The 23,275-nt window shown below is 62.9% G+C and carries 23 protein-coding genes; 20 read left to right on the forward strand and 3 right to left on the reverse strand.

Annotation, left to right across the window (positions count from 1 at the left end):
- Positions 1–46: 46 nt before the first annotated feature.
- From JHL16_RS31885 to lhpI, 12 genes are all read left to right on the forward strand, one after another.
- Complete coding sequence (locus tag JHL16_RS31885; RefSeq protein ID WP_200188878.1) at positions 47–730, forward strand: hypothetical protein; 684 nt, start codon at positions 47–49, stop codon at positions 728–730.
- Between the two features lie 128 nt (positions 731–858).
- Entirely contained in the window at positions 859–1,122 is a 264-nt protein-coding gene (gene rpsT / locus JHL16_RS31890; RefSeq protein WP_137854593.1) for a 30S ribosomal protein S20, read from the forward strand.
- A 606-nt stretch (positions 1,123–1,728) separates the two neighbouring features.
- Positions 1,729–3,171, forward strand: coding sequence for a chromosomal replication initiator protein DnaA (gene dnaA / locus JHL16_RS31895; protein WP_200188879.1), 1,443 nt, complete (start codon positions 1,729–1,731; stop codon positions 3,169–3,171).
- Between the two features lie 14 nt (positions 3,172–3,185).
- Positions 3,186–3,476, forward strand: a complete 291-nt coding sequence (locus tag JHL16_RS31900) for a hypothetical protein (RefSeq protein WP_200188880.1) — start codon at positions 3,186–3,188, stop codon at positions 3,474–3,476.
- 101 nt (positions 3,477–3,577) lie between these two features.
- Positions 3,578–4,690: a DNA polymerase III subunit beta gene (dnaN, locus tag JHL16_RS31905; protein ID WP_200188881.1), complete on the forward strand. Its 1,113-nt coding sequence runs from the start codon at positions 3,578–3,580 to the stop codon at positions 4,688–4,690.
- A 371-nt stretch (positions 4,691–5,061) separates the two neighbouring features.
- On the forward strand, positions 5,062–6,201 hold the full coding sequence (gene recF / locus JHL16_RS31910) for a DNA replication/repair protein RecF (RefSeq protein ID WP_200188882.1): 1,140 nt from the start codon (positions 5,062–5,064) through the stop codon (positions 6,199–6,201).
- Positions 6,201–8,627 (forward strand): DNA topoisomerase (ATP-hydrolyzing) subunit B, encoded by a 2,427-nt coding sequence (gene gyrB / locus JHL16_RS31915; protein WP_200188883.1) that lies wholly within the window; start codon positions 6,201–6,203, stop codon positions 8,625–8,627. Before recF ends, gyrB begins: the two co-directional genes overlap by 1 nt.
- Before the next feature lie 444 nt (positions 8,628–9,071).
- Positions 9,072–10,790, forward strand: a complete 1,719-nt coding sequence (gene rpsA, locus JHL16_RS31920) for a 30S ribosomal protein S1 (RefSeq protein WP_137854598.1) — start codon at positions 9,072–9,074, stop codon at positions 10,788–10,790.
- 132 nt (positions 10,791–10,922) lie between these two features.
- Complete coding sequence (gene sppA / locus JHL16_RS31925; protein ID WP_200188884.1) at positions 10,923–11,873, forward strand: signal peptide peptidase SppA; 951 nt, start codon at positions 10,923–10,925, stop codon at positions 11,871–11,873.
- Positions 11,874–11,894: 21 nt separating this feature from the next.
- Entirely contained in the window at positions 11,895–12,182 is a 288-nt protein-coding gene (gene ihfB / locus JHL16_RS31930) for an integration host factor subunit beta (protein WP_137854600.1), read from the forward strand.
- Positions 12,179–12,517, forward strand: a complete 339-nt coding sequence (locus tag JHL16_RS31935) for a lipopolysaccharide assembly protein LapA domain-containing protein (RefSeq protein ID WP_200188885.1) — start codon at positions 12,179–12,181, stop codon at positions 12,515–12,517. The genes ihfB and JHL16_RS31935 overlap by 4 nt, the downstream gene beginning before the upstream one ends.
- Positions 12,514–13,434: a bifunctional Delta(1)-pyrroline-2-carboxylate/Delta(1)-piperideine-2-carboxylate reductase gene (gene lhpI, locus JHL16_RS31940; protein ID WP_200188886.1), complete on the forward strand. Its 921-nt coding sequence runs from the start codon at positions 12,514–12,516 to the stop codon at positions 13,432–13,434. Before JHL16_RS31935 ends, lhpI begins: the two co-directional genes overlap by 4 nt.
- A 38-nt stretch (positions 13,435–13,472) precedes the next feature.
- On the opposite strand, the gene JHL16_RS31945 is transcribed toward lhpI, so the two are convergent.
- A complete protein-coding gene (locus JHL16_RS31945) occupies positions 13,473–14,765 on the reverse strand; it encodes a hypothetical protein (RefSeq protein WP_200188887.1) in 1,293 nt (430 codons plus the stop codon).
- A gap of 180 nt (positions 14,766–14,945) precedes the next feature.
- On the opposite strand from JHL16_RS31945, the gene pyrF reads away from it, so the two are divergent.
- The 8 genes from pyrF to JHL16_RS31985 all read left to right on the forward strand — a co-directional run bounded on the left by pyrF (position 14,946) and on the right by JHL16_RS31985 (position 21,571).
- Positions 14,946–15,656: an orotidine-5'-phosphate decarboxylase gene (gene pyrF / locus JHL16_RS31950; protein WP_200188888.1), complete on the forward strand. Its 711-nt coding sequence runs from the start codon at positions 14,946–14,948 to the stop codon at positions 15,654–15,656.
- On the forward strand, positions 15,646–16,296 hold the full coding sequence (locus tag JHL16_RS31955) for a phosphoribosylanthranilate isomerase (RefSeq protein ID WP_200188889.1): 651 nt from the start codon (positions 15,646–15,648) through the stop codon (positions 16,294–16,296). Before pyrF ends, JHL16_RS31955 begins: the two co-directional genes overlap by 11 nt.
- Before the next feature lie 9 nt (positions 16,297–16,305).
- On the forward strand, positions 16,306–17,523 hold the full coding sequence (trpB, locus tag JHL16_RS31960) for a tryptophan synthase subunit beta (RefSeq protein WP_200188890.1): 1,218 nt from the start codon (positions 16,306–16,308) through the stop codon (positions 17,521–17,523).
- The gene (trpA, locus tag JHL16_RS31965) at positions 17,520–18,335 is read left to right on the forward strand and encodes a tryptophan synthase subunit alpha (RefSeq protein ID WP_200188891.1); all 816 of its coding nucleotides are present in this window, start codon (positions 17,520–17,522) and stop codon (positions 18,333–18,335) included. Before trpB ends, trpA begins: the two co-directional genes overlap by 4 nt.
- Before the next feature lie 4 nt (positions 18,336–18,339).
- Positions 18,340–19,245, forward strand: coding sequence for an acetyl-CoA carboxylase, carboxyltransferase subunit beta (gene accD / locus JHL16_RS31970; RefSeq protein WP_200188892.1), 906 nt, complete (start codon positions 18,340–18,342; stop codon positions 19,243–19,245).
- Positions 19,246–19,249: 4 nt separating this feature from the next.
- Entirely contained in the window at positions 19,250–20,590 is a 1,341-nt protein-coding gene (locus tag JHL16_RS31975; RefSeq protein WP_200188893.1) for a bifunctional folylpolyglutamate synthase/dihydrofolate synthase, read from the forward strand.
- A gap of 175 nt (positions 20,591–20,765) precedes the next feature.
- Positions 20,766–21,044, forward strand: coding sequence for a type II toxin-antitoxin system TacA family antitoxin (locus JHL16_RS31980; RefSeq protein ID WP_200188894.1), 279 nt, complete (start codon positions 20,766–20,768; stop codon positions 21,042–21,044).
- Positions 21,041–21,571 (forward strand): GNAT family N-acetyltransferase, encoded by a 531-nt coding sequence (locus JHL16_RS31985; RefSeq protein WP_200188895.1) that lies wholly within the window; start codon positions 21,041–21,043, stop codon positions 21,569–21,571. Before JHL16_RS31980 ends, JHL16_RS31985 begins: the two co-directional genes overlap by 4 nt.
- A gap of 46 nt (positions 21,572–21,617) precedes the next feature.
- Here JHL16_RS31985 and JHL16_RS31990 read toward each other — a convergent pair whose 3' ends face one another.
- Entirely contained in the window at positions 21,618–22,484 is an 867-nt protein-coding gene (locus tag JHL16_RS31990; protein ID WP_200188896.1) for an alpha/beta fold hydrolase, read from the reverse strand.
- Between the two features lie 418 nt (positions 22,485–22,902).
- Positions 22,903–23,226 (reverse strand): thioredoxin TrxA, encoded by a 324-nt coding sequence (gene trxA, locus JHL16_RS31995; RefSeq protein ID WP_137854616.1) that lies wholly within the window; start codon positions 23,224–23,226, stop codon positions 22,903–22,905.
- Between the last annotated feature and the right edge of the window lie 49 nt (positions 23,227–23,275).

Genomic DNA, 23,275 nt, shown 5'->3' on the forward strand with positions numbered 1-23,275 from the left:
TGGGCGGCGAAAATGCGCTAAATTACGCCGGAGCAGAGGTTGAGACATGCCCCGCTTCCGCATCTGGATCGCCGCCATCGTGCTGGCCTCCGCCGGCCTCGCCGCTCCCGCTGTCGCCAATACGCAAATGCTTCCCGTCGAGGGCCCTTGGGCGCCGGATGATTATGTTACCGCGATTTTCGCGGTCCAGAACGGCAAGATCACCTTGCCGCGGCGCGGCAATCCGAAGACGGAAGCCTTCTTCGACCGCCTGATCGACCGCGGCAATATCGACCAGCTGATGGCGGGAGCGGAAAGCGCCTCCCGGAAGCACCAGCAGATTCTGCTGATCCTGTCGGCGACCGGTGAATTCCGCAGCCGCTATGGCTATGCGGTGGCGCTCGGCGACGACGTCCAGAACGAGCTCGTCGACATCCAGATCTTCCGGCTTGCCTTGATCGACCGGCTGGCGCTCATCGACGAGGCGCAAGCCTGCTGCGGCAGCGCCATCGCCACGACGCTCCACGGCACGCTCGATACGCTGGCCGAAGCCCATACTTTCCCTAGTGATAAGCTCATAATGCTGGCACAGGCGCTGGCGGTCTCCTATCCGGTGATCCGGCCCAGGCTGGCGCAGCTGGACCAGGACGCCCTTATCGCCCGTCTCGAGGGCCTGATGGCCCGGGAAGCCGATCCCGGCCTCCATTCCGCCCTGGCGGCGGTCCTAAAAGCCGCAAGACACGGCAATTGACGGGCTGACCCCGGGCGATTATAAGCCCCCCCATCCGATAAGGGGATAGGCAGCCGCGCGCGCTTCCGGCGCAGCGGCATTATTGCATTGAACCGAATCGACCGGTTTCAACTTCAGGAAGTCAATTCATGGCGAACACAAGTTCGGCGAAAAAGGCGACACGCGTTTCGGCTCGCCGTGCCGTCATCAACAAGAACCGCACCAGCCGCGTGCGCACCTCGGTACGTAAAGTCGAAGAGGCAATCGCGTCCGGCAACAAGTCCGTCGCAGAAGCCGCCCTCAAGGCGGCCGAGCCGGAACTCATGCGCGGCGCCCAGAAGGGCGTGCTGCATAAGAACGCCGCGTCCCGCAAGGTGTCCCGCCTCGCCAAGCGCGTGAAGGCGATCAAGTAACAGACTGATATTTGGCCGATTTTCCGGCCATCCACAGACGGCGCGACGGAAAACCCCGGACGCGCCGTTTTTCTTGTTCAGGCTACTGACGGTTTGGCGCAAAAATTGGCATTACTTTTCAATTACTTAGAAGAGTGAAGCGAAAGAGTTGGACGAAGGCCGATGAATCCATGGGCCGCCGAATATGGGAATCCAATTTTTGTGGCGGTAGTGATTTTTCTGCACCTGTACCGCGCGGTCGATTGATTCAGGCATGCGAGTCAACGACTTGTCGATCAGGCCCATGACGTGAAGGGCAGATCGGGCACCGTCCAAAGAAAATTCCGTACACGGAGAAGCGTCCAAGTTCTGTTGTCACGGCGGAGGGCTTGTGAGTATGGTCATTGGGCGCTGCCTGAGGGGTTGCGGCACGAAGTGATGGGTAAGTCAGTGAAGGTCACCATAGGGGCACTTAGTGACCAAGTTTTCTAAATCAGGGTCGCCTTAGGTTCTTTATCGAACCGGAAAGGAGTTTGGCTTGCGGATCAGTCGATCCGCAAGAGGGTAGTTGCGTGCCGAAAGCGCGGCCAATCGCTGTGAGTACAAGAAAATAGGGGTTTAGGTGTGATGACAGATGCGGCGGTGATCGAACTCAAGCAGAGCTGGGGCAGGATAGCCCAAAGGCTCAAGGCGGAATTGGGTGACGATCTTTACACAAGCTGGTTTGCGCGGATGGAGCCGGAGGAATGCGTCGATGGGCGCCTTGCGGTTTCAGTCCCCACCCGTTTCCTCAGAAACTGGATCGAGACGCATTACGCTCAGAAACTTTTGAAAGCGAGCGAGGCCGAGCTCGGCCATCTCGATAATGTTCATGTGAAAGTGCGCACGCGCGGCGTGCCGCAGCGCCCGCAGGATGTCGCCGAACGGCGCATCATTCGCGATGAGATGCAGCCGGAGCCGCAAACACGCATGGCGCAGCCGCAGCCGGCGCAAGCCTTGCTGCACCAGCCGACGGGTGAGCGCGGCTCGCCGCTCGATCCCCATCAGACCTTTCACAGCTTCATCACCGGCGGCTCCAACCGGCTCGCCCACGCGGCGGCGCAGCGCATCTCGGAATCGCAACCGGGCCTGCCGGTCAGCTTCAATCCGCTGTTCATCCATTCGGCGGCGGGGCTCGGCAAGACGCATCTGCTCAATGCGATCGCCTGGCGGGTGCGCGAGCGGCATCCTGAGCGCAAGGTGCTGTTCATCACCGCCGAACGCTTCATGTATCATTTCATCGGCGCGCTCAGGTCGCGCGACACGATCGGCTTCAAGGACTTCTTCCAGTCGATCGACGTCTTGCTCATCGACGACTTCCAGTTCCTGCAGGGCAAGTCGATGACGCAGGAATTCTACCACACTTTCAATTCGCTGGTGGACGCCAAGCGCCAGATCGTCATCGCCGCCGACGCGCCGCCGGCCCAGCTCGACGCCATCGACCAGCGCATGCGCTCGCGCCTGATGGGCGGGCTCGTCGTCGACATCGAGCTGCCCGAGCTCGACCTCAGGCGTGAGATCCTGGCGCGCCGCCTTGCCGAAGTGGCGAAGCGCGACCCGCAGATCCGGGTCGATCCCGATGTCGTCGAATTCATCGCCAACAAGGTGCAGGGCGGCGGCCGTGAGCTCGAAGGAGCGCTCAACCGCGTCATCGCGCATCAGCAGTTCTCGCATGCGCCGCTTTCGGTCGACTTGGCCGCGATGGTCTTGCGCGACATGTCGGCCAATCCCGACCAGTGCCGGGTGCGCATCGACGACATCCTCAAAGTGATCGGGCGCCATTACAATGTGGCGCGCGCCGACCTCCTGTCGCCGCGCCGCGCCCGCTCGGTGGTGGTGCCGCGCCAGATCGGCATGTATCTGGCCAAGAAGCTCACGCCGCGCTCGCTGCCCGAAATCGGCCGCCGCTTCGGGGGGAGGGACCATAGTACAGTCCTGCACGCCGTGCGTAAGATCGAGGAGCTGATGAAGAGCGACGACCGGCTCGCCCGCGAAGTCGCCTTGCTCGTCCGCCTCATCGAGCAGCAATAGCAGCGGAGAGAACCGTGGCCGGTGCACTGTCGGATCTCATGTCAGTGTCCCAGGTGTACCTGGTCCCGGCTTCAATTTTATTCGGCGCTATAGGCGTTGCCACGACTGAACAGCTGAAGACCCTGATTTCGCTACTCGGACTGCTTACGAGTGCGATCTGGTTCTACCGGATATCGGTATGGCAAGGCGTGGACAACATTGACTGGCTAACCACGCTGACTTTGTCCGGCATTTTCGTACTGAGTTGGACGATCTCCCTGATCGCCCATGCGAGAAACTGGCGGAGAGAGGTTCGTAAGGCCTGACCTGCCGCCAGATCTCGGCTAAGCCTTGCTTGCAAGCCTTGCGTAGCGCGATCAAAGGCGCCAATGTATCCGGCCCAATGAGCTAACAGGATTGCGATACTATGCGGGTGACTATCGAAAGATCGGCCTTTCTCAAGGCTCTCAACCATGTGCAGAGTGTGGTGGAGCGGCGTAATACGATACCGATCCTGTCCAATGTGCTTGTCCAGGCCAAGGGCGAGGCGGTGAAGCTCACCGCCACCGACCTCGATATCGAGATCATCGAGACGGTGGCGGCCGAAGTCGCCCAGGACGGCGCCGTCACGGTCGCCGCCCATATGCTCTACGACATCGTGCGCAAGCTCCCCGACGGGGCCCAGCTCGAGCTCGACCAGGGGCCCGATACCGGCCGCGTCGCCATCAAGGCGGGGCGCTCGCGCTTCGCCCTTCAGGCGCTGCCGCCCGAAGATTTCCCGGATCTCAATGCGGGTGAGCTCGCCAACCGCTTCACCCTGAAGGCTTCCGATCTCAAGGGCCTCGTCGAGAAGACCCGTTTCGCCATCTCGACCGAAGAGACCCGCTATTATCTGAACGGCATCTATCTGCACGAGGTCGCGGCCAACAAGACACTGCGCGCCGTCGCCACCGACGGCCACCGCCTCGCCCGGGCCCAGGTGCCCTTGCCCGAGGGCGCCAAGGGCATGCCCGGCATCATCGTGCCGAGGAAAACTGTGCTCGAGCTCGTCAAGCTCATCGAAGGCGATGACGGCGAAGTCGAGGTGGCGCTTTCCGCCTCCAAGATCCGCTTCTCCTGCAACGGCCTGACGCTGACCTCCAAGCTCATCGACGGCACCTTCCCCGATTACGAACGGGTGATCCCGCGCAACAACGATAAGACGCTCGATGTCGACACCAAGCTGTTCTCGAGCGCCGTCGACCGGGTCTCGACCATCTCCTTCGAGAAGGGCCGCGCGGTGAAGCTGAATGTCGGCGATGGCCGCGTGGTGCTCACCGTCAACAATCCGGATTCGGGCTCGGCGGAAGAAGAGATCGCCGCGACCTATGACGCGGAGCCCATCGATATCGGCTTCAATTCGCGCTACCTCCTCGACATCGCCTCGCAGATCAAGAGCGATACCGCCAGGTTCCAGCTGGCCGATGCGGGCTCGCCCACCATCGTGCTCGATCCCTCCGACGACCAGGCGCTCTACGTCCTGATGCCAATGCGGGTGTGATTTCTCCCCTCTCTCCCGCGCAGCGGGGAGAGGGAGGGGCCCAACGCGCCAGCGTTGGGAGGGTGAGGGGCATCCCTGTTGTCTCTTCTCATTCTGCTGCGGCGATCACCAGATTCAAACGACCATTGCACCAAGAGACCGGGTGCCCCTCACCCTCCCATTGCTGCGCAATGGGTCCCTCCCTCTCCCCGCTATCGCGGGGCGAGGGCGTCGGGTGCGCGGCCTCGAAGACCGGATGCGAATCCGGCGGGGAGTTGCTATCCCAAAGTGTCAGTCTTACCCATCGATCTGGAATGCAAACCTTGCTTCATGAGAGGCCCCTCACCCTCGCTCCCCCCGCTCGCTCGGGGCGAAGACATGAGAGGCGTTGAATGTCCGCTTCTTCCTACACCGTCACCCGCCTCACCCTGACCGACTTCCGCAATTACGAGACACTGCGGCTCGATCCGGGGACGGGGCTCGTGGCGCTCACCGGTCCCAACGGTGCCGGCAAGACCAATCTCATCGAGGCGGTGTCGCTGCTCTCGACCGGGCGGGGCCTGCGCGGCGCCCTGTTCGAGGATCTGGCGCGGCAGGGCGCGCCGCGCGGCTGGGCCGTCGCCGCCCATGTTGCCTCGGCCCAAGGCGAGGTCAGGCTCGGCACGCAATGGATGCCGGAAGGCGATACAGCGAGCCAGACGCGGCAAGTGGTGCTCGACGGCGTGCCGCAGAAGAGTCCCGGCATCCTCGCCCATCATATGCGGGTGATCTGGCTCACCCCCGCCATGGACCGGCTTTTTGCCGGTCCCGCATCCGACCGGCGCCGCTTCCTCGACCGGCTCGTCACCGCCAATGATCCCGAACATGCCTCGCGCGTCCTCGTCTTCGAGAAGCTGATGCGTGAGCGCAATCTGCTGCTCGAGGAACCACGCCCCGATCCCTTATGGCTTTCAGGCCTCGAAGCGCAGATGGCGGAGGCTGCCGCGGCCATTGCCGCGGCCCGTCTCCACGCCATTGCCGCCTTGCAAAATCACATAAAATTCCTACTTAAGGGGAGTGCTTTTCCTGCCAGCATCCTAGGCCTCCAGGGTGAACTCGAAGATCGCATCGCCATCATGCCGGCCGTGCAGGCGGAAGACGAATATCGTAGACTCCTTCTCGAATCGCGGGGGCTGGACAGAGCGGCAGGACGCACGCTCAACGGTCCGCATAGGAGTGATTTCTTGGTAACGCACGAGCCCAAGGCGATGGCCGCGGCTCTGTGCTCGACGGGTGAGCAGAAAGCGCTGCTCATCGGACTGATCCTGGCGCAAGCCTCGTCGGTGAAGGAGGAAAGCGGGGCCGCTCCCGTCCTTCTTCTTGACGAAGTCGCGGCGCATCTGGATGGGGTCAGACGTGCCGGCCTGTTCGAGACGCTTCGTCAACTTGGGGCCCAGAGCCTCATGACGGGGACTGATCGGGCGCTGTTCGACGGGCTTGGCAAGACAGGTGAATTCCTCCATGTGGAGGGTGGAAAAGTAACGAGGCAATAATGGCTGATCCGATCAAGAAACAGGCCGAGGAATACGGCGCCGACGCGATCAAGGTCCTGAAGGGCCTCGATGCGGTGCGCAAACGCCCGGGCATGTATATCGGCGACACCGATGACGGATCGGGCCTCCATCACATGATCTATGAGGTGGTCGACAACGCCGTCGATGAATCGCTGGCCGGCTATTGCGACCGCGCCATCGTCACGCTCAATGCCGATGGCTCCTGCACCGTTTTCGACAATGGCCGCGGCATTCCCACCGACATCCATCCATCCGAAGGCGTGTCGGCGGCCGAGGTCATCATGACCCAGCTGCATGCCGGCGGCAAATTCGACCAGAATTCCTACAAGGTGTCCGGCGGTCTCCACGGCGTCGGCGTATCGGTCGTCAACGCGCTGTCGATCTGGCTCAAACTGCGCGTCTGGCGCGGCGGCAAAGAGCATGCGATGAGCTTCACCAATGGCGAGGCCGATGCGCCGCTCGCGGTGGTGCGCGACAGCCATGACAAGCGCGGCACGGAAGTGACCTTCCTGCCGTCGCCCGAAATCTTCACCAAGACCGAATTCGATTACTCCACGATCGAGCATCGCCTGCGCGAGCTGGCCTTCCTCAATTCCGGCGTGCGCATCCTGCTCGCCGACAAACGCGGCGTCGAGCCCAAGGAAGTCGAGCTCTATTACGAGGGCGGCATCCAGGCCTTCGTGCGTTATCTCGACCGCACCAAGCAGGCGCTGGTCACCGAGCCCATCATGGTGAAGGGCGAAAAGGACGGCATCACCGTCGAATGCGCTCTGTGGTGGAACGACAGCTACCACGAGAACGTGCTGTGCTTCACCAACAACATCCCGCAGCGCGACGGCGGCACCCATCTCGCCGGCTTCCGCGGCGCCCTCACCCGCGTCATCAACGGCTATGCCACTTCAAGCGGCATCGCCAAGAAGGAGAAGGTGGCGCTCACCGGCGATGATGCGCGCGAAGGCCTCACCTGCGTGCTCTCGGTCAAGGTGCCCGATCCCAAATTCTCGTCCCAGACGAAGGACAAGCTCGTTTCCTCGGAAGTGCGCCCGGTGGTCGAAAGCCTGATCGGCGAAGAGCTCGCCGCCTGGTTCGAGGAGCATCCGCAGGACGCCAAGCAGATCGTCGGCAAGGTGGTGGAAGCCGCCGCGGCGCGTGAAGCTGCGCGCAAGGCGCGCGAGCTGACACGGCGCAAAGGCGCCCTCGACATCTCGTCGCTGCCCGGCAAGCTCGCCGACTGCCAGGAACGCGATCCCGCAAAATCGGAACTGTTCATCGTCGAGGGCGACTCGGCCGGCGGCTCCGCCAAGCAGGCGAGGAACCGCGAGAACCAGGCGGTGCTGCCGTTGCGCGGCAAGATCCTCAATGTCGAGCGGGTGCGCTTCGAGAAGATGTTGTCCTCGGCCGAGATCGGCACCCTCATCACGGCGCTGGGCACCGGCATCGGGCGCGAGGAGTTCAACCCCGACAAGCTGCGCTATCACAAGATCATCATCATGACGGACGCCGATGTCGACGGCGCCCATATCCGCACGCTGCTGCTCACCTTCTTCTACCGGCAGATGCAGGAGATCATCGAGCGCGGCCATCTCTATATCGCCCAGCCGCCGCTTTATAAGGTGAAGCGCGGCTCGTCCGAGCAGTATCTCAAAGACGGCAAGGCGCTCGAGAACTATCTGATCGAGACCGGTCTCGAAGGCTCGAGCCTGGCGCTGGCCTCAGGCGCCGAGCGCGCCGGCGCCGACCTGCGCCAGATCGTCGATGAGGCGCTCTCGGTCAGGGCCGCCCTTGACGGCCTCCATTCACGCTATTCGCGCACCGTCATCGAGCAGGCGGCGATCGCCGGCGTGCTCAATCCGGAAGTGCTCTCCAACAACGAGAACGCGCTGGCCGCGGCGAGCTATATCGCCAAAAGGCTCGATGCGATCGCGGAAGAGACCGAGCGCGGCTGGGCCGGCGTTCACGCCCAAGACGGCAGCCTCGTCTTCGCCCGCGAGGTCAGGGGCGTCAAGGAAAGCTGGAGCATCGATGCCAAGCTCATCGGCTCGGCCGATGCCATCCGCCTCGATAAGAAGGCGGCGCATCTCCAGGAGATCTATGCCAAGCCCGCGAAGCTCAGGCGCAAGGACTCCGACAAGGTCATCCACGGCCCCATCGATCTGCTCGAAGCGGTCTTCGCCGCCGGGCGCAAGGGCATCACCATGCAGCGCTACAAAGGCCTCGGCGAGATGAATCCCGAGCAGCTCTGGGAAACCACGCTCGATTCCAATGTCCGCTCGCTCTTGCGCGTGAAGGTGAGCGAGCTCGACGAGGCGGATGACCTCTTCACCAAGCTGATGGGCGATGTGGTCGAGCCGCGGCGCGACTTCATCCGCGAAAACGCGCTGTCGGTGGCCAATCTGGACGTGTGACGTTTTATCCTCCCCCTTGTGGGGAGGGTCGGCCCGATAGGGCCGGGGTGGGGGTCGGGTGGTATCGCAAATTTGCCCCTGCGTCTTTCGGCCAGTCTTATTGATACCACCCGACCCCCACCCCTGACCCCTCCCCACAAGGGGGAGGGGAAGCAGGCACGAATGGGGTTCAAGTGGTCTTCAAGACTTGCCCCGGGGCCCTCGTTTCGCTATATGACCCCCCGTTCCAGGCCGCCCTTTTGAGGGCGCGCTCACGGGGCGCTTCGGTCACCCAGGCGCCCTCAACTGTTTCCGGACCATACTCGCGCCCAAAGCCTGGTTGGCCCTGTGTGCCGGAAATGACGTGGTTTGCCCGCCTGGCACCTATTTTGGTGACGGCGCCTAGCGGGAGGTCCTGCGGATATAGCCGTGGGCCAGCCTCGATTACTCAGGAAACCGAAACACATGGCAAAATCTGCCGAAAGCCTCAATCCGACCCGTGACGACTTCGAAGCCCTGCTCGCCGAAAGCTTCGGCACCGGCGCCTCCGCCGAAGGCTCGGTCGTCAAGGGCCACGTCGTCGCCGTCGAAAACGACTTCGCGATCATCGATGTGGGCCTCAAGACCGAAGGCCGCATCGCCCTCAAGGAATTCTCGCAGCCCGGCAAGGACGTCGTCATCAAGGTCGGCGACGAAGTCGAAGTCTATCTCGAGCGCATCGAAAATGCGCTGGGCGAAGCCGTCCTGTCGCGCGACAAGGCGCGGCGCGAAGAAGCCTGGACCCGCCTCGAGCAGTCCTCGGCCAACAATGAACGCGTCGATGGTGTGATCTTCGGACGCGTCAAGGGTGGCTTCACCGTCGATCTCGGCGGCGCCGTGGCGTTCCTGCCCGGCAGCCAGGTCGACATCCGTCCGATCCGCGATGTCGGCGCGCTGATGAATGTCACGCAGCCCTTCCAGATCCTCAAGATGGACCGCCGCCGCGGCAATATCGTCGTGTCGCGCCGCGCCATCATGGAAGAGACCCGCGCCGAGCAGCGCTCCGAGCTGGTCCAGAACCTCACCGAAGGCCAGGTGGTCGACGGCGTGGTCAAGAACATCACCGATTACGGCGCGTTCGTCGATCTGGGCGGCATTGACGGCCTGCTCCACGTCACCGACATCGCCTGGAAGCGCGTCAACCATCCCTCCGACGTGCTGTCGGTCGGCCAGACGGTGAAGGTGCAGATCATCCGCATCAATCCCGAGACGCAGCGCATCTCGCTCGGCATGAAGCAGCTCGACAAGGATCCGTGGGATGGCGTCGCCGCCAAATACCCGATCGGCGCCAAGGTCAAGGGCCGCGTCACCAACATCACCGATTACGGTGCGTTCGTTGAGCTGGAAGACGGCATCGAAGGCCTCGTCCATGTCTCCGAGATGAGCTGGACCAAGAAGAACGTGCATCCGGGCAAGATCCTCTCCACCTCGGAAGAGATCCAGGTGCAGGTGCTCGAAGTCGATCCGGCCAAGCGGCGTATTTCGCTCGGCCTCAAGCAGGTCCAGCAGAATCCGTGGGACAGCTTCTCCGAGAAGCATCCGACCGGCTCGACCGTCGAAGGCGAGATCAAGAACATCACCGAATTCGGCCTCTTCGTCGGTCTCGACGGCGATGTCGACGGCATGGTCCATCTCTCCGACCTCGACTGGAAGCGTTCCGGCGAAGAGGCGATCAAGGACTACAAGAAGGGCGATCACGTGCGCGCCCAGGTTCTCGATGTCGACATCGAGAAGGAGCGCATCTCGCTCGGCATCAAGCAGGTTTCCGGCGATCCGCTCGAAACGCTGGGCGGCGTCAAGAAGGGCGACACGGTTACCTGTGAAGTCACCGCCGTCGAGGAGATGGGCCTCCATGTGAAGGTCACCGGCTCCGAGATGACCGCCTACATCAAGCGCGCCGATCTCGCCCGCGACCGTTCCGAGCAGCGCCCCGAGCGCTTCGCGGTCGGCGAGAAGGTCGACGCCAAGGTCACCTTGATCGACACCAAGAACCGCCGCATCAACGTCTCCATCAAGGCGCTCGAAATCGCCGACGAGAAGGCGGCGGTGGCGCAGTATGGCTCGTCCGACTCGGGCGCTTCGCTCGGCGACATTCTCGGCGCCGCGCTCAACAAGGCCAAGAAGGACGCTGAGACCAAGGACTGACGATATAATGGCCGGGCGGCAACGCCCGGCCTCTTTGTTTGATGGCACCGGTTCTCGCAACCGGTGCCTTAATTTCCTCTTCGGGCCTGTCCTAGAGTCGGATTATCCCGATGATCATAAGGACTTCACGTCATGGCCAGCGAAGCTGAACTCATCATCGACCGGCGGCGGCTGAAGCGCCGTCTCACTTTCTGGCGCGTGGCGTCCGTCCTCCTCTTCATCGGTGCCGTCCTGGCGCTCGCCGCCGCCACGGGCGGCTTCAATCTCGAAAAGCGCAGCGACCATATCGCGCGCGTCTGGGTCACCGGCCTCATCACCGGCGACCAGCCGACCCTCGATCTCCTCGAGGACATCGCCAAGGCCGACAATGTGAAGGGCCTGATCATCCGCATCGACAGCCCCGGCGGCACGACGGCCGGCTCGGAAGCCATCTATGAGGCGATCCGCAAGATCGCCAAGGATAAGCCGGTCGCCGCCGTCATGGACACGGTCGCGGCCTCGGGCGGCTATATCACCGCCATCGCCGCCGACCACATTGTCGCCCGCGGCAACACCATCACCGGCTCGATCGGCGTGATCTTCCAATGGGCCGAGTTCTCGAAGCTCCTCGAGACGGTCGGCGTCCAAATGCAAGAAATCAAGTCCGGCGACCTCAAGGCCGAGCCCTCGCCCTTCAAGCCGCTCTCCGAAAAGGCCCGCGAGGTCTCGACCCTCATGGTGCAGGACAGCTTCGCCTGGTTCACCGGCCTCGTCGCCGAGCGCCGTAAGCTGCCGCTCGACAAGGTCAAGATCCTGTCCGACGGGCGCGTCTATACCGGGCGCCAGGCGGTGGCCGAAAAACTCATCGACGAGTTGGGCGGCGAGGAGAAGGCGGTCGCCTGGATAAAGAAGGAAAAGAAGCTTTCCGACGGTATCGAGGTCAAGGATTGGGCCCTTCCTTCCGAGGAAAAGGGCCTGTTCGGCCTGGGCCTCAGGATCACCTCCGGGGCGCTCAAGGCGATGGGCCTGCCGGACCTCGCGAAACAGGCGCAATTACAGAAACTTGACGGTCTCGTTTCCGTTTGGCACCCTTCATTCCAGTAAGACGAGGGAGCGGGGACCACAATGATCAAATCGGAACTGATCCAGAAGATCGCTGAGAAGAACCCACATCTCTATCACCGGGATGTGGAACGCATCATCAATACGATTTTCGACCAGATCATCAACGCCATGAAAAGCGGTGATCGCGTCGAATTGCGCGGTTTTGGCGCCTTTTCCGTCAAATCGCGGCAAGGCCGGCAAGGCCGCAATCCGCGCACCGGCGACCCGGTGACGGTCGAGCCCAAGCACGTGCCCTTCTTCAAGACCGGCAAGGAACTGCGCGAGCAGCTCAACCGAACCGAAACGTGACCGCGCGCCGGATCATCAATTGGGCGATCGGGGTGCCGATCGTCGTGATCGTCATCGCCTTCTGCGTGGCCAACCGGCAATGGATCGAGGTCTCCTTCGATCCGTTCTCCAAGGCCGCGCCCTTCGCCACCATGTTCATCCCGCTCTGGGCGCTGTTCTTCGCCGGCATCTTCTTCGGCCTCATCGCCGGGTGGATCGCCTGCTGGTTCGCGCAAGGCAAGTGGCGGCGCGCCGCCCGCCAGGCGCGCGCCGACCTGCAAGGCGCCCAGGACGAAGCCCAGCGCTTCAAGCGCGAACACCAGGACCTGCTCAACGCTCCGCCTCCCCCATCATGAAAATCATCTCCGCCGACCAACTGGCCGAAGCCGCCCCCTATCGCGACGTCGTCGAAGCCCTACGCCAGGGTTTTCGTGACGACATCGCCACCCCGCCCCGCCATCACCACGACACCTCGCCGGTGGCGACACTCCTCCTGATGCCGGCCTGGTCGAAGGCCTTCACCGGCCTCAAATCGGTGGTCATCAAGACCGACAACCCGTCTTTGGGTCTGCCCACCGTCATCGGCAGCTACCTGCTCATCGACAACCGCACCGGCGCGCCCGTCGCCATGATGGACGGCACCGAGCTGACGCGGCGGCGCACCGCGGCCGCCGGCGCGCTCGCCGCCGACTATCTCGCCCGCCAGGACGCGGAGACGCTGCTCATGGTCGGCACCGGCGCGCTCGCCCCGCATTTCATTCGCGCCCATGCCTCGGTGCGCCCGCTCAAGACGGTGCTGCTCTATAACCGCAACCCCGCCAAGGCCGAGCCGCTTGCGCGTGAGCTCGCCGGCGACGGCTTCCGAATCGAGATCGCCTCCGATCTCGAATCAGCCATGGGCAGAGCCGACATCATCTCCTGCGCCACCACCTCGACCACGCCCATTCTGCGTGGCGCCTGGCTCAAGCCCGGCACCCATATCGACCTCGCCGGCGCCTTCAAGCCGACCATGCGCGAGACCGACGGCGACACCGTCGCCAAAGCCCGCGTCTATGTCGACACCCGCGAGGGGGCCGAGACCGAAGCCGGCGACCTCCTGCAGGCTGAGGCGGAAGGCAAATTCCGGATGGAAAACGTCCAGGGCGATCTCTTCGGCCTGTGCCGGGGTGAGACCGCCGGCCGGCGCAACCGCGAGGAGATCACGCTCTTCAAATCCTGCGGCACGGCGCTCGAAGACCTGGCTGCTGCCACGCTCATCTATTCGCGGAGTTGAGCCCCGCCCCGAGCGGGCGAGGCTCTTGCCGCATTTTGTCATTCACCCAGAATGGCGCCAGGCTGGCTCAGCGAGCAGCTGGCCTTGAGCGGCACGAAGTTGCTGGTGAGACCACCTGATCCCGGGACAATGGCGGAGTAAGAAGTGTTGATCGGGTTGGTGATCGCGATCGTGCGCGTATAGGTCGCCATGTAGCCGGACGGCGCCTTGACCGCGGTCGCGAAGATCATCGGACCTGCCGGTCCGTCCTTGCGCATCAGCCGGAAGCCGACCTTGCCGGGCTTGTTGGTCTTGAACCAGGCGGTCAGCACCGCCTTGTTCGGGCAGACCTTCGTCTTCGGTCCCTTGATGCCAAGCTGCGCGCTCAGCACCTTGAAAGGCTGAGGACTCGGATTGGCCAGATCGCCGTCGCCGCCAAGGCCGATCTTGCACGGCACTTTCAGCGCCTGCCAGTCGGAGATGACGCCCTTGCCGACGACCTCGACCATGTATTTGGTGTCGACCGCCTTCTTGATGTCGACGACCTGGTTGTGCACGGCATAGAATTTGCCGTTCGGCTTCTTGGCCGACATCACGGTGATGGGCGCCGATTTGCCGCCACCCGCCTGGCGATAGATGAAGGTCACCTTGCCGGCGAAATTGGTTTCGAAGCGCGCATTGATCTGCGCTTTCGTCGGGCAGGCCTGGGATTGCGGCTTGTGAATGCCGAGCGCGGCGGCGCGCACTTTGAACTTCTCTTCGGGCTGTTTCACATCATCGGTATCGGCGACCGGTCCCTTGGGGTCCTGCGCGTCGAGCGGCACGCCGACGCATTTGACGGTCACCGGGAAAGCCGCAAAGGCGCTGCGGGTCAGTTTTTCCGAGTTGGTTTCGGCCGCCGCGAAGAGCTCCAAATCGGTGGTGATGCCGACAAGCTGGTCCTTGTAGATCTCGGCGCCGGTTTTGATCTTCGCATTGCAGGCCGAAACCGCCGCGATCGCCGCGATGCCCATATTGGCGGTGGAGGTCGGCAGATTGACCTCGCTTTTGTGCGAATTCGCCCGGCCGGTGCCGTTGGCGGCAATTTCCTTGTTGCCGTGCTTCACCCAGAACCAGGTGACCTTGCCCTTGTCCATCTTGATGTCGACCTTGCCGGACAGCAGAAAATCCTGCTTCTCGAGCTTGGTCCAGGTCTTGCCGTTTTCCGACGTGACGGTGATCCGCGCCGGGATGCCGGTGGGCGTCAGCCTGATGTGGTCGAATACCGGCCATTGGCCGCCAAAGGCCTGCGACGTCGAAAGAACCAGGCCGGCCAAAGGCAATGCAACTGTCAGAAGACGATGTCTCGACATATGGTCATTCCTTCTCATGCAATGCCCCAGACAGGGTGAGAGCATGCCGGACCGACCTTGTAGATTTCCTGAGGTTAGGGTTCATCGGATATTCAGGACAGGAATGATCCCCCTGTCCTGTGACGCGTGGCGAGGGCAGATTTGCACCTCACCCCGTTTCGGAGTAAGGGGCCCTTCGCCATGATCAAGAACCCCATCTGCGTCGCCCTCGACACGCCGGATGTGGCGCGCGCCCAGGAGCTCGCCCGTCTCGTCAAGCCTTATGCCGGCTATGCCAAGCTCGGCATGGAGTTCTTCTATGCCGCGGGCCCGAAAGGCTATGAAACGGTCGCGAAGGAAGGTCTGCCGATCTTCCTCGATCTCAAACTGCACGACATTCCCAATACGGTCGCGTACGGCTTGCGCTCGCTGATGCGCCTCGATCCGGCGCCGGCGATCATCAACATCCATACGACGGGCGGCGCCGACATGATGCGGGCCGCGGCCGAAGCGGTCGATGGCCGCGCCATACTGATCGGCGTCACCATCCTGACCAGCCTCGCCGATGCCGATATCCATGCAGCGGGTTTCGCCAAGGACCTTTCCGGCCGCGACCATGCCGCGGCGCTCGCCAGGCTGGCGCGTCAATGCGGCCTCGACGGTGTCGTCTGCTCGGCCCCCGATGTCCGCGCCGTCAAGCAGGCGACGGCCCGCGACTTCGTCACCGTGGTGCCGGGCATCCGTCCGGCCGACGCCGCGGTGCAGGACCAGAAACGCATCGCCACACCACGCTCGGCCCTCGATGAAGGCGCCGATATCCTGGTGATCGGCCGGCCCATCACCGGCGCCGCCGATCCCGCGGTGGCGGCCCATGACATCGCCCGTTCGATCGAAGCGAGCCATGCCCACTGACGTCAAGATCTGCGGCCTCTCGACACCCGAGACGGTGACGGCGGCGCTCGCCGCCGGCGCCGACCTTGTCGGTTTCGTCTTCTTTCCGAAGAGCCCGCGCAACGTCTCGACCGCCACCGCGAAGGACCTGGCCCGGATCGCGCGCGGCAAGGCGAAGATCGTGGCGCTGATCGTCGATGCCGAAGACGCGCTCATCGACGAGATCACCCGCGAGGTGGCGCCCGATCTCTTCCAGGCGCATGGCGGCGAGACGCCGGAGCGTATCGCCGAAATCAACCGGCGCAGCGGCCGGCCGGTGATCAAGGCGATCAAGATCAAATCCGACGCGGACGTGGCGCAGGCCAAGGCCTATGAGACGACCGCCGCCCTCATTCTCTATGACGCCAAGGCGCCAGAGACGCTCAAAAACGCCCTGCCGGGCGGCAATGGCATCGCCTTCGACTGGACGCTGGTCGGGTCGGGCAAGTCGCTCCCCTCCTTCATCCTCTCGGGCGGGCTCAATCCGGCAAATGTGGCGCAAGCCGTCAAAGTGACCGGCGCGCGCATTGTCGACGTTTCCTCCGGCGTTGAAAAATCTCCTGGAATCAAAGACATAACCTTGATCAGGGAATTCATTGCGGCGGCCAAGGGGGCTCGCTAGAAAACACCCATGAACCAGATCGCGCCCAATTCCTATCGCACCGGTCCCGATGAAAAAGGACTGTTCGGCATCTATGGCGGCCGCTTCGTCGCCGAGACCCTCATGCCGCTCATCCTGGATCTCCAGAAGGCCTATGACGAGGCCAAGGCCGATCCCACCTTCCAGGCCGAGCTCGATGGTTTTCTCGAACATTATGTCGGCCGGCCGAGCCCGCTTTATTTCGCCGAAAGGCTGACCGAGCATCTGGGCGGCGCCAAGATCTATTTCAAGCGCGAGGATCTCAACCACACCGGCGCGCACAAGATCAACAATGTGATGGGCCAGATCCTGCTGGCGCGGCGCATGGGCAAGACGCGCATCATCGCCGAGACCGGCGCCGGCCAGCATGGCGTCGCCACCGCGACCGCCTGCGCCCGCTTCGGCCTCAAATGCATCGTCTATATGGGCGAGGTCGATATCGAACGGCAGAAGCCCAATGTGTTCCGCATGAAGCTGCTCGGCGCCGAAGTGGTGCCGGCTTTGTCGGGCTCGCGCACGCTGAAGGACGCGCTCAACGAGGCGCTGCGCGACTGGGTCGCCAATGTCGAGGACACCTTCTACTGCATCGGCACGGTGGCGGGCCCGCATCCCTATCCCGAAATGGTGCGCGATTTCCAATGCATCATCGGCAACGAGACGAAGAAGCAGATGCACCGGCATGAAGGCCGCCTGCCGGATTCGCTCATCGCCGCGATCGGCGGCGGCTCAAACGCCATGGGCCTGTTCCATCCCTTCCTCGACGACGCGAGCGTCGAGATCATTGGCGTCGAGGCGGCGGGCAGCGGCGTCGACACCGGCAAACATGCGGCCTCGATCACCGGCGGCAGGCCGGGCATCCTGCATGGCAACCGCACCTATATCCTGATGGACGATGACGGGCAGATCACCGAGGCGCATTCGATCTCGGCCGGCCTCGATTATCCGGGCATCGGGCCCGAGCATGCCTGGCTCAACGACACGAAGCGCGTTTCCTATGTCTCGGCGACCGACAAGGAAGCCCTCGAAGCGTTCCAGCTCTGCTGCCAGCTCGAAGGCATCATCCCGGCGCTCGAGCCCTCGCATGCGCTCGCCCATGCGATGAAGCTTGCACCGACGAAGCCGAAGGACCATCTGATGGTGATCTGCATGTCGGGGCGCGGCGACAAGGACATCTTCACCGTCGCCGACCATCTCGGGGTGAAATTGTGACGACACGAATCGATCAACGTTTCGCCGACCTCAAGAAGGAAGGCCGCGCCGCCCTCGTCACTTTCGTGACGGCGGGCGATCCCGATTACGCCACCTCGCTCGAGATTATCAAAGGGCTGCCCAAGGCCGGCGCCGACATCATCGAATTCGGCATGCCCTTCACCGATCCGATGGCCGACGGCCCGGCCATCCAGGAAGCGGGCCTGCGCGCGCTTCATGCCGGCCAGACATTGATCAAGACGCTCGATCTGGTGCGCGATTTCCGCAAGAGCGATGATCGGACGCCGGTCGTGCTCATGGGCTATTACAATCCGATCTATATCCACGGCGTCGAGCGCTTTCTGAAGGATGCGAAAGCGGCGGGCGTCGACGGCCTCATCATCGTCGATCTGCCGCCCGAGGAAGACGACGAACTGTGCCTGCCGGCGATCAAGGCGGGGCTCAATTTCATCCGCCTCGCCACCCCCACCACCGACGACAAGCGGGCGCCGACGGTGCTCAGGAACACCTCAGGCTTCGTCTATTATGTCTCGGTGCTCGGCATCACCGGCACCAAGGCGCCCGACCTCAAAAGCGTCGAGCAGAATGTCACCCGGCTCAAAGGCCACACCAAACTGCCGATCGCCGTCGGCTTCGGCGTCAAGACGGCCGAGCAGGCGCGCAGCATCGCCAAAAGCGCTGACGGCGTGGTGGTGGGCTCCGCCCTCGTCAATGCCGTCAAGACCAGCCTCAAGGCCGGCAAGGCCACTCCCGAAACGGCCAAGGCCGTGCACCGGCTGGTGAGCGAGATCGCCCAAGGCGTGCGGAGCTAGCCCCATGAACTGGATCAAGAACTTCGTCCGCCCGAAAATCCGCGGCCTTCTCGGCGCCAAGCGCGAGACGCCGGAAAATATGTGGGTCAAATGCCCGGAGACCGGGCAGATGGTGTTCTACCGCGACCTCGAAAACAACCAGTTCGTCATTCCGAGCTCGGGCTACCATATGCGCATGGCGCCCGATGTGCGCCTGAAAGCGATGTTCGACGATGGCGCCTATGAGACGATCGCGCTGCCGCAAGCGGCTGTCGATCCGCTCAAATTCCGCGACGAGCGGCGTTATACCGACCGCCTGAAGGAAGCCAAGCAGAAGACCGGCGCCGAGGATGCGATCCTCGCCGGCGTCGGCACGCTGGACGGGCTTTCCCTCGTCATCACCGTGCAGGATTTCTCCTTCATGGGCGGCTCGCTCGGCATGACCGCCGGCGAAGGCCTCATCACCTCGATGCGCGCCGCGGTCGACCGCAAGGTGCCCTATGTGCTGTTCGCCTCCTCAGGCGGTGCGCGCATGCAGGAAGGCATCCTCTCGCTCATGCAATTGCCGCGCACCACCATCGCGGTGCGTGAGCTGCGCGAAGCCAAGCTGCCCTATGTGGTGGTGCTGACCAATCCGACCACCGGCGGCGTCACCGCCTCCTATGCGATGCTGGGCGATGTGCATATCGCCGAGCCCGGCGCGCTCATCGGCTTCGCGGGTCCGCGCGTCATCGAGCAGACGATCCGCGAGAAGCTCCCCGAGGGTTTCCAGCGCGCCGAGTATCTGCAAGATCACGGCATGGTGGACATGGTGGTGCATCGCCACCAGCTGCGCGAGACGGTAAGCCGCGTGGTGCGCCTCCTCGCCAAGGCGCCGCCGATCCTCAAGAACAGCAGCAGCGAAACGGCGCTGGTGCCGGTCGAAAATTGATGCCATGGCCGTCAGCGACGCCATCCTGACGCGACTTCTGTCGCTGCATCCGAAGATCATCGATCTGAGCCTCGACCGCATGTGGCGGATCCTCGAGCGCCTCGGCAATCCGGAACGGAAGCTCCCGCCGGTGCTGCATGTCGCCGGCACCAACGGCAAAGGCTCGACCGTCACCTATCTGCGCTCGGCGATGGAAGCGGCGGGGCTTTCCGTCCACTGCTATACCTCACCGCATCTGGTCAAATTCCACGAGCGCATCAGGCTTGGGCATCCAAATGGCGGCGCCTTCATCGCCGAGGAGGAGCTCAACCGCCTGCTCGAGGAATGCGAAGAGATCAATGGCGGCGAGCCGATAACCTTCTTCGAGATCACCACGGCGGCGGCTTTCCTCGCCTTCACGCGTCATCCGGCCGACTATCTCGTGCTCGAAGTGGGCCTGGGCGGCCGGCTCGACGCCACCAATGTGATCGCCAGGCCGGCTTTGAGCATCATCACGCCGGTCGACTACGATCATCAGCAATATCTCGGCACCACGCTGACCGAAATCGCGCGCGAGAAGGCCGGCATCCTGAAGCACGATGTGGCGGCGGTGATCGCCCCTCAGCCCGATGAGGCGCGCGCCGAGATCGAGCGGTGTGCCGAGACAGTGGGTGCCCCTCTCCTCATCGCCAATCAGGACTGGCAGGCTTACGAGCAGCATGGACGGCTCGTCTATCAGGACGAAAGCGGGCTGCTCGATTTGCCGCTGCCGCAATTGCCGGGCCGCCATCAGATCGACAATGCCGGCACCGCCATCGCCGCGCTGCGCAGCCTCAGTGACGCGCGTATCGCAGAGAGCCACATCGCGCACGGTCTCAAGACGGCGTCCTGGCCGGCGCGCATGCAAAGGCTCGGGCCCGGTGCATTGTGGTCCTTCATCCCCAAGGAGGCGGAGCTCTGGCTCGATGGCGGGCATAACCCGTCCGCCGGCCGGGCGCTTGCCCGCGCCTTCAGCGAGCTCAATGAGCGCGTGTCGCGGCCGCTCGTCCTCATCTGGGGCATGCTCAACACCAAGGCGGCCGATGATTTCATCGCGCCCTTCGCCGATATCGCGCATCGCGTCGTGACGCTCACCATTCCGGACGAGGAGAATGCGATCGCCGCGCGCGATCTCGCCGAGACGGCGCGTCTCCAGGGCCTCAGCGCCGAGACCGCCGACAATCTGGAAGACGCCTTGAAGCAGGCGGCCCAGATCACGCCGGCGCCGCGCATATTGATCGTCGGCTCGCTCTATCTCGCCGGCCGCGTGCTCGCCACCCATTCCGGCGAGGCCATGTCGCAAGTGACGGGCGCCGGAAGGCGCTGATACTTGGCCGTGGCAGGCGGGCTTGGCCGATCTACTTGCTCTCTAATTAATTGATTATATTAAATTATTCTTGGAAAAATGCCGCATATGGCCGATCGCGTGCCGGATCGGAACGGCCCATTGAATTTTCCCTCCTGCTCACGTGCGTATTCTATACGTACAAAGGATAGAACTGATGCCGCGAATCGCGATCGACAATGAGCGCATGAATTTGCGGGTCCGCCCCGACGCGAAGGCGCGGCTGCTGCGGGCGGCCTCGTTGCGCCATATGGATCTGACCAACTTCGTCATGCAGTCGGCCTTGCGCGAGGCCGATGCGGTGATTGCCGATGCCGAAAAACTGGTCGTTTCAGAGCGTGAGTTCCGACGGATTCTGGACCTCTTGGATAATCCGCCACCGCTGACCGACAAAATGAGGGCGGCTGTCGCGGCTCTGCCCAAGTTCGAAGAATGATGCCTCCGGCTTGGCGAGAAGTTGCAATCGCCAAAGCTCATGATCGCGCAGCCTTCGACTGCGGTGAACCAGTCTTGAACGACTTTTTGAAGCGCTATGCGCGACAAAGTCATGAACAGGGCAGTGCTCGTACGTTCGTCGCGATCGACCCGACCGCGGACACCAGCAAAGGTCTCGGTTTCTATAGTCTGGCGCCGGCGACGATTGCCTACGAGCGTGCGCCAAAAACGATCCAGCGCGGCTTGGCGCGGCACGAAGTGCCCGGCTTTCGATTGGCGCGGCTTGCTGTCGATCGTAGCCAGCAAGGGCGAGGGCTTGGTGCACAGCTTTTCGGCGCGGCGGCACGGCGCTGCATTCGTGCCGCCAGCGAAGTTGGCGGGCTGATTCTGATCATCGACGCCAAAAGCGAACGAGCGGCAGCCTGGTATATGACGCTCGGTGCGCAACGCTCGACAGACGAGGCGTTGACACTGATCTTTCCACTCGCGCGCGTCGCGGCCGAACTGCAGGGCCGCAGCGAATATTAAGCAATGAGATTGGAGCGGTCCCAATCCAATCTCATCGCCCGGCATTTTACTGGAACATGCCCTTCGGCGTCTCGCCCTTCAGGAAGGGCTCGATGAGCGCGAAGAGCAGGTCGGCCTGGCCGATGACGGCGGTGTGCGACGTCGCCGGCAGGATGGCGAGGCGCGACGCCGGCAAGGGCTTGCCCATGTCGCCCATGCCGCCGCCGCCCAAGAGACGAAACATCGCGACCGCATGTTCGAGCGTCGCCACATCGGCATCGCCGGCGATGATCAATACCGGAGTCTTCAGCGCCTTGACCTCGTTGCCCCAGGCCATCGGCTCATGCTCGAGGGCGATCAGCTTCTTGACCAGCGCCGGAAAGCCGTCGGGATTGGCGGCGAGCTTCTTGTAGTCCTGCGCGAAAGGCATGTTGACGAACATCTCGACCGTCATCTGCGGGATGAAGGCAGTGAATTCCGGCTGCCAGCCCTGGGCGTCGTAAGCGGCGGAGGCGGCGACGAGCTTGTTCACCTTGTCGGGATGACGGATGGCGAGCTGCAGGCCGGCGGCGGCGCCCATCGAATAGCCGAACACATCGGCTTTCTTGAGCCCGACCTTGTCCATGAAGACGGCGACATCGTCGGCGAGATTGGGATAGGTGATCGGCCGGTCGATATCGGTGGTGCGGCCATGGCCCTGGAATTCGAGCGCATAGACCTTATGCGTCTCGGCAAGCTTCGAGACAATCTTGCCCATGCTCGGGATATTCATATAGGCGCCGTGCAGCACGACCAGCGGCTCGCCCGCGCCCGACACCTCATAATACATCTGCATGCCATTGACCTCGACCCGGTCGCCCTTGGCGTCCGTCTGGGCGAGCGCCGGGCCTGCCAGCAACAGCAGGACCCAGGCGATCAACGTGGTTCGCAACATTCTCTCTCTCCTTGGTTTGGCGCGGCTAGCGCGCATCCCGGCGAAGTGGAATCACTTCGCCGGGATGCGCGCCAAATCAATACCTGCAGCAAATCCTTATCGCCAAAGTCTTCAACTTTGGCGGGATTTGCTGTAGCCCGCTTCACCATCCCGACGAATGATGATTCCCCATTTCGACAAAGAGGTGAAAAGTTTTTTGTCTTGCAATCATGGGCACGCTGACGCGATGGAAATTGTCAGGCTGGCCGGATCTGGAATTCCCTGTTGTTACGGCTTTTGCGGAATTCCCTGTAGTTCCCTGCAGATCCGCTGTTAATCCGCTGCAAATTCCCCTGCAGTTTACAGCGGACTTCCGCTGCAAAAAAACACGGCCCGGAAAACCGGGCCGTGCTGTGAATTCTCGAACTTTCCGCGCGGATCAGGCGATCGACTGCTCGATCCAGGACTGAAGCTGGCCCTTGGGCGCCGCACCGACCTTGGTCGAGGCGACCTTGCCACCCTTGAAGAGCATGAGGGTCGGGATGCCGCGCACGCCATATTGCGACGGGACCTTGGGGTTCTCATCGATATTGATCTTGACGACCTTAACCTTGGGCCCGAGCTCCTTGGCGATCTCCTCGAGCGCCGGAGCGATCATCTTGCACGGCCCGCACCATTCGGCCCAGAAATCGACAACCACCGGACCATCCGCTTTGAGGACGTCGGCGTCGAAGGAAGAGTCGGAGACCTTGTGGGTAGACATGGGGACCTCATGGGGAAAATAGGAATCGGTTACAGGAAAGGTAGGGACC

The sequence above is a fragment of the Taklimakanibacter albus genome (genome assembly GCF_016595235.1).
In the GTDB taxonomy this organism is placed as follows: Bacteria; Pseudomonadota; Alphaproteobacteria; order Rhizobiales; family Aestuariivirgaceae; genus Taklimakanibacter; species Taklimakanibacter albus.

Excerpts from the sequence above, each read along its gene's own strand:
- sppA (WP_200188884.1), top strand. The coding sequence starts at position 10,923 with ATGGCCAGCGAAGCTGAACTCATCATCGACCGGCGGCGGCTGAAGCGC.
- ihfB (WP_137854600.1), top strand. The coding sequence starts at position 11,895 with ATGATCAAATCGGAACTGATCCAGAAGATCGCTGAGAAGAACCCACAT.
- rpsA (WP_137854598.1), top strand. The coding sequence starts at position 9,072 with ATGGCAAAATCTGCCGAAAGCCTCAATCCGACCCGTGACGACTTCGAA.
- accD (WP_200188892.1), top strand. The coding sequence starts at position 18,340 with ATGAACTGGATCAAGAACTTCGTCCGCCCGAAAATCCGCGGCCTTCTC.
- dnaN (WP_200188881.1), top strand. The coding sequence starts at position 3,578 with ATGCGGGTGACTATCGAAAGATCGGCCTTTCTCAAGGCTCTCAACCAT.
- JHL16_RS31975 (WP_200188893.1), top strand. The coding sequence starts at position 19,250 with ATGGCCGTCAGCGACGCCATCCTGACGCGACTTCTGTCGCTGCATCCG.
- trxA (WP_137854616.1), bottom strand. The coding sequence starts at position 23,226 with ATGTCTACCCACAAGGTCTCCGACTCTTCCTTCGACGCCGACGTCCTC.
- JHL16_RS31955 (WP_200188889.1), top strand. The coding sequence starts at position 15,646 with ATGCCCACTGACGTCAAGATCTGCGGCCTCTCGACACCCGAGACGGTG.
- JHL16_RS31990 (WP_200188896.1), bottom strand. The coding sequence starts at position 22,484 with ATGTTGCGAACCACGTTGATCGCCTGGGTCCTGCTGTTGCTGGCAGGC.
- lhpI (WP_200188886.1), top strand. The coding sequence starts at position 12,514 with ATGAAAATCATCTCCGCCGACCAACTGGCCGAAGCCGCCCCCTATCGC.
- JHL16_RS31885 (WP_200188878.1), top strand. The coding sequence starts at position 47 with ATGCCCCGCTTCCGCATCTGGATCGCCGCCATCGTGCTGGCCTCCGCC.
- JHL16_RS31945 (WP_200188887.1), bottom strand. The coding sequence starts at position 14,765 with ATGTCGAGACATCGTCTTCTGACAGTTGCATTGCCTTTGGCCGGCCTG.
- dnaA (WP_200188879.1), top strand. The coding sequence starts at position 1,729 with ATGACAGATGCGGCGGTGATCGAACTCAAGCAGAGCTGGGGCAGGATA.
- JHL16_RS31980 (WP_200188894.1), top strand. The coding sequence starts at position 20,766 with ATGCCGCGAATCGCGATCGACAATGAGCGCATGAATTTGCGGGTCCGC.
- JHL16_RS31985 (WP_200188895.1), top strand. The coding sequence starts at position 21,041 with ATGATGCCTCCGGCTTGGCGAGAAGTTGCAATCGCCAAAGCTCATGAT.
- recF (WP_200188882.1), top strand. The coding sequence starts at position 5,062 with ATGTCCGCTTCTTCCTACACCGTCACCCGCCTCACCCTGACCGACTTC.
- rpsT (WP_137854593.1), top strand. The coding sequence starts at position 859 with ATGGCGAACACAAGTTCGGCGAAAAAGGCGACACGCGTTTCGGCTCGC.
- gyrB (WP_200188883.1), top strand. The coding sequence starts at position 6,201 with ATGGCTGATCCGATCAAGAAACAGGCCGAGGAATACGGCGCCGACGCG.
- trpB (WP_200188890.1), top strand. The coding sequence starts at position 16,306 with ATGAACCAGATCGCGCCCAATTCCTATCGCACCGGTCCCGATGAAAAA.
- pyrF (WP_200188888.1), top strand. The coding sequence starts at position 14,946 with ATGATCAAGAACCCCATCTGCGTCGCCCTCGACACGCCGGATGTGGCG.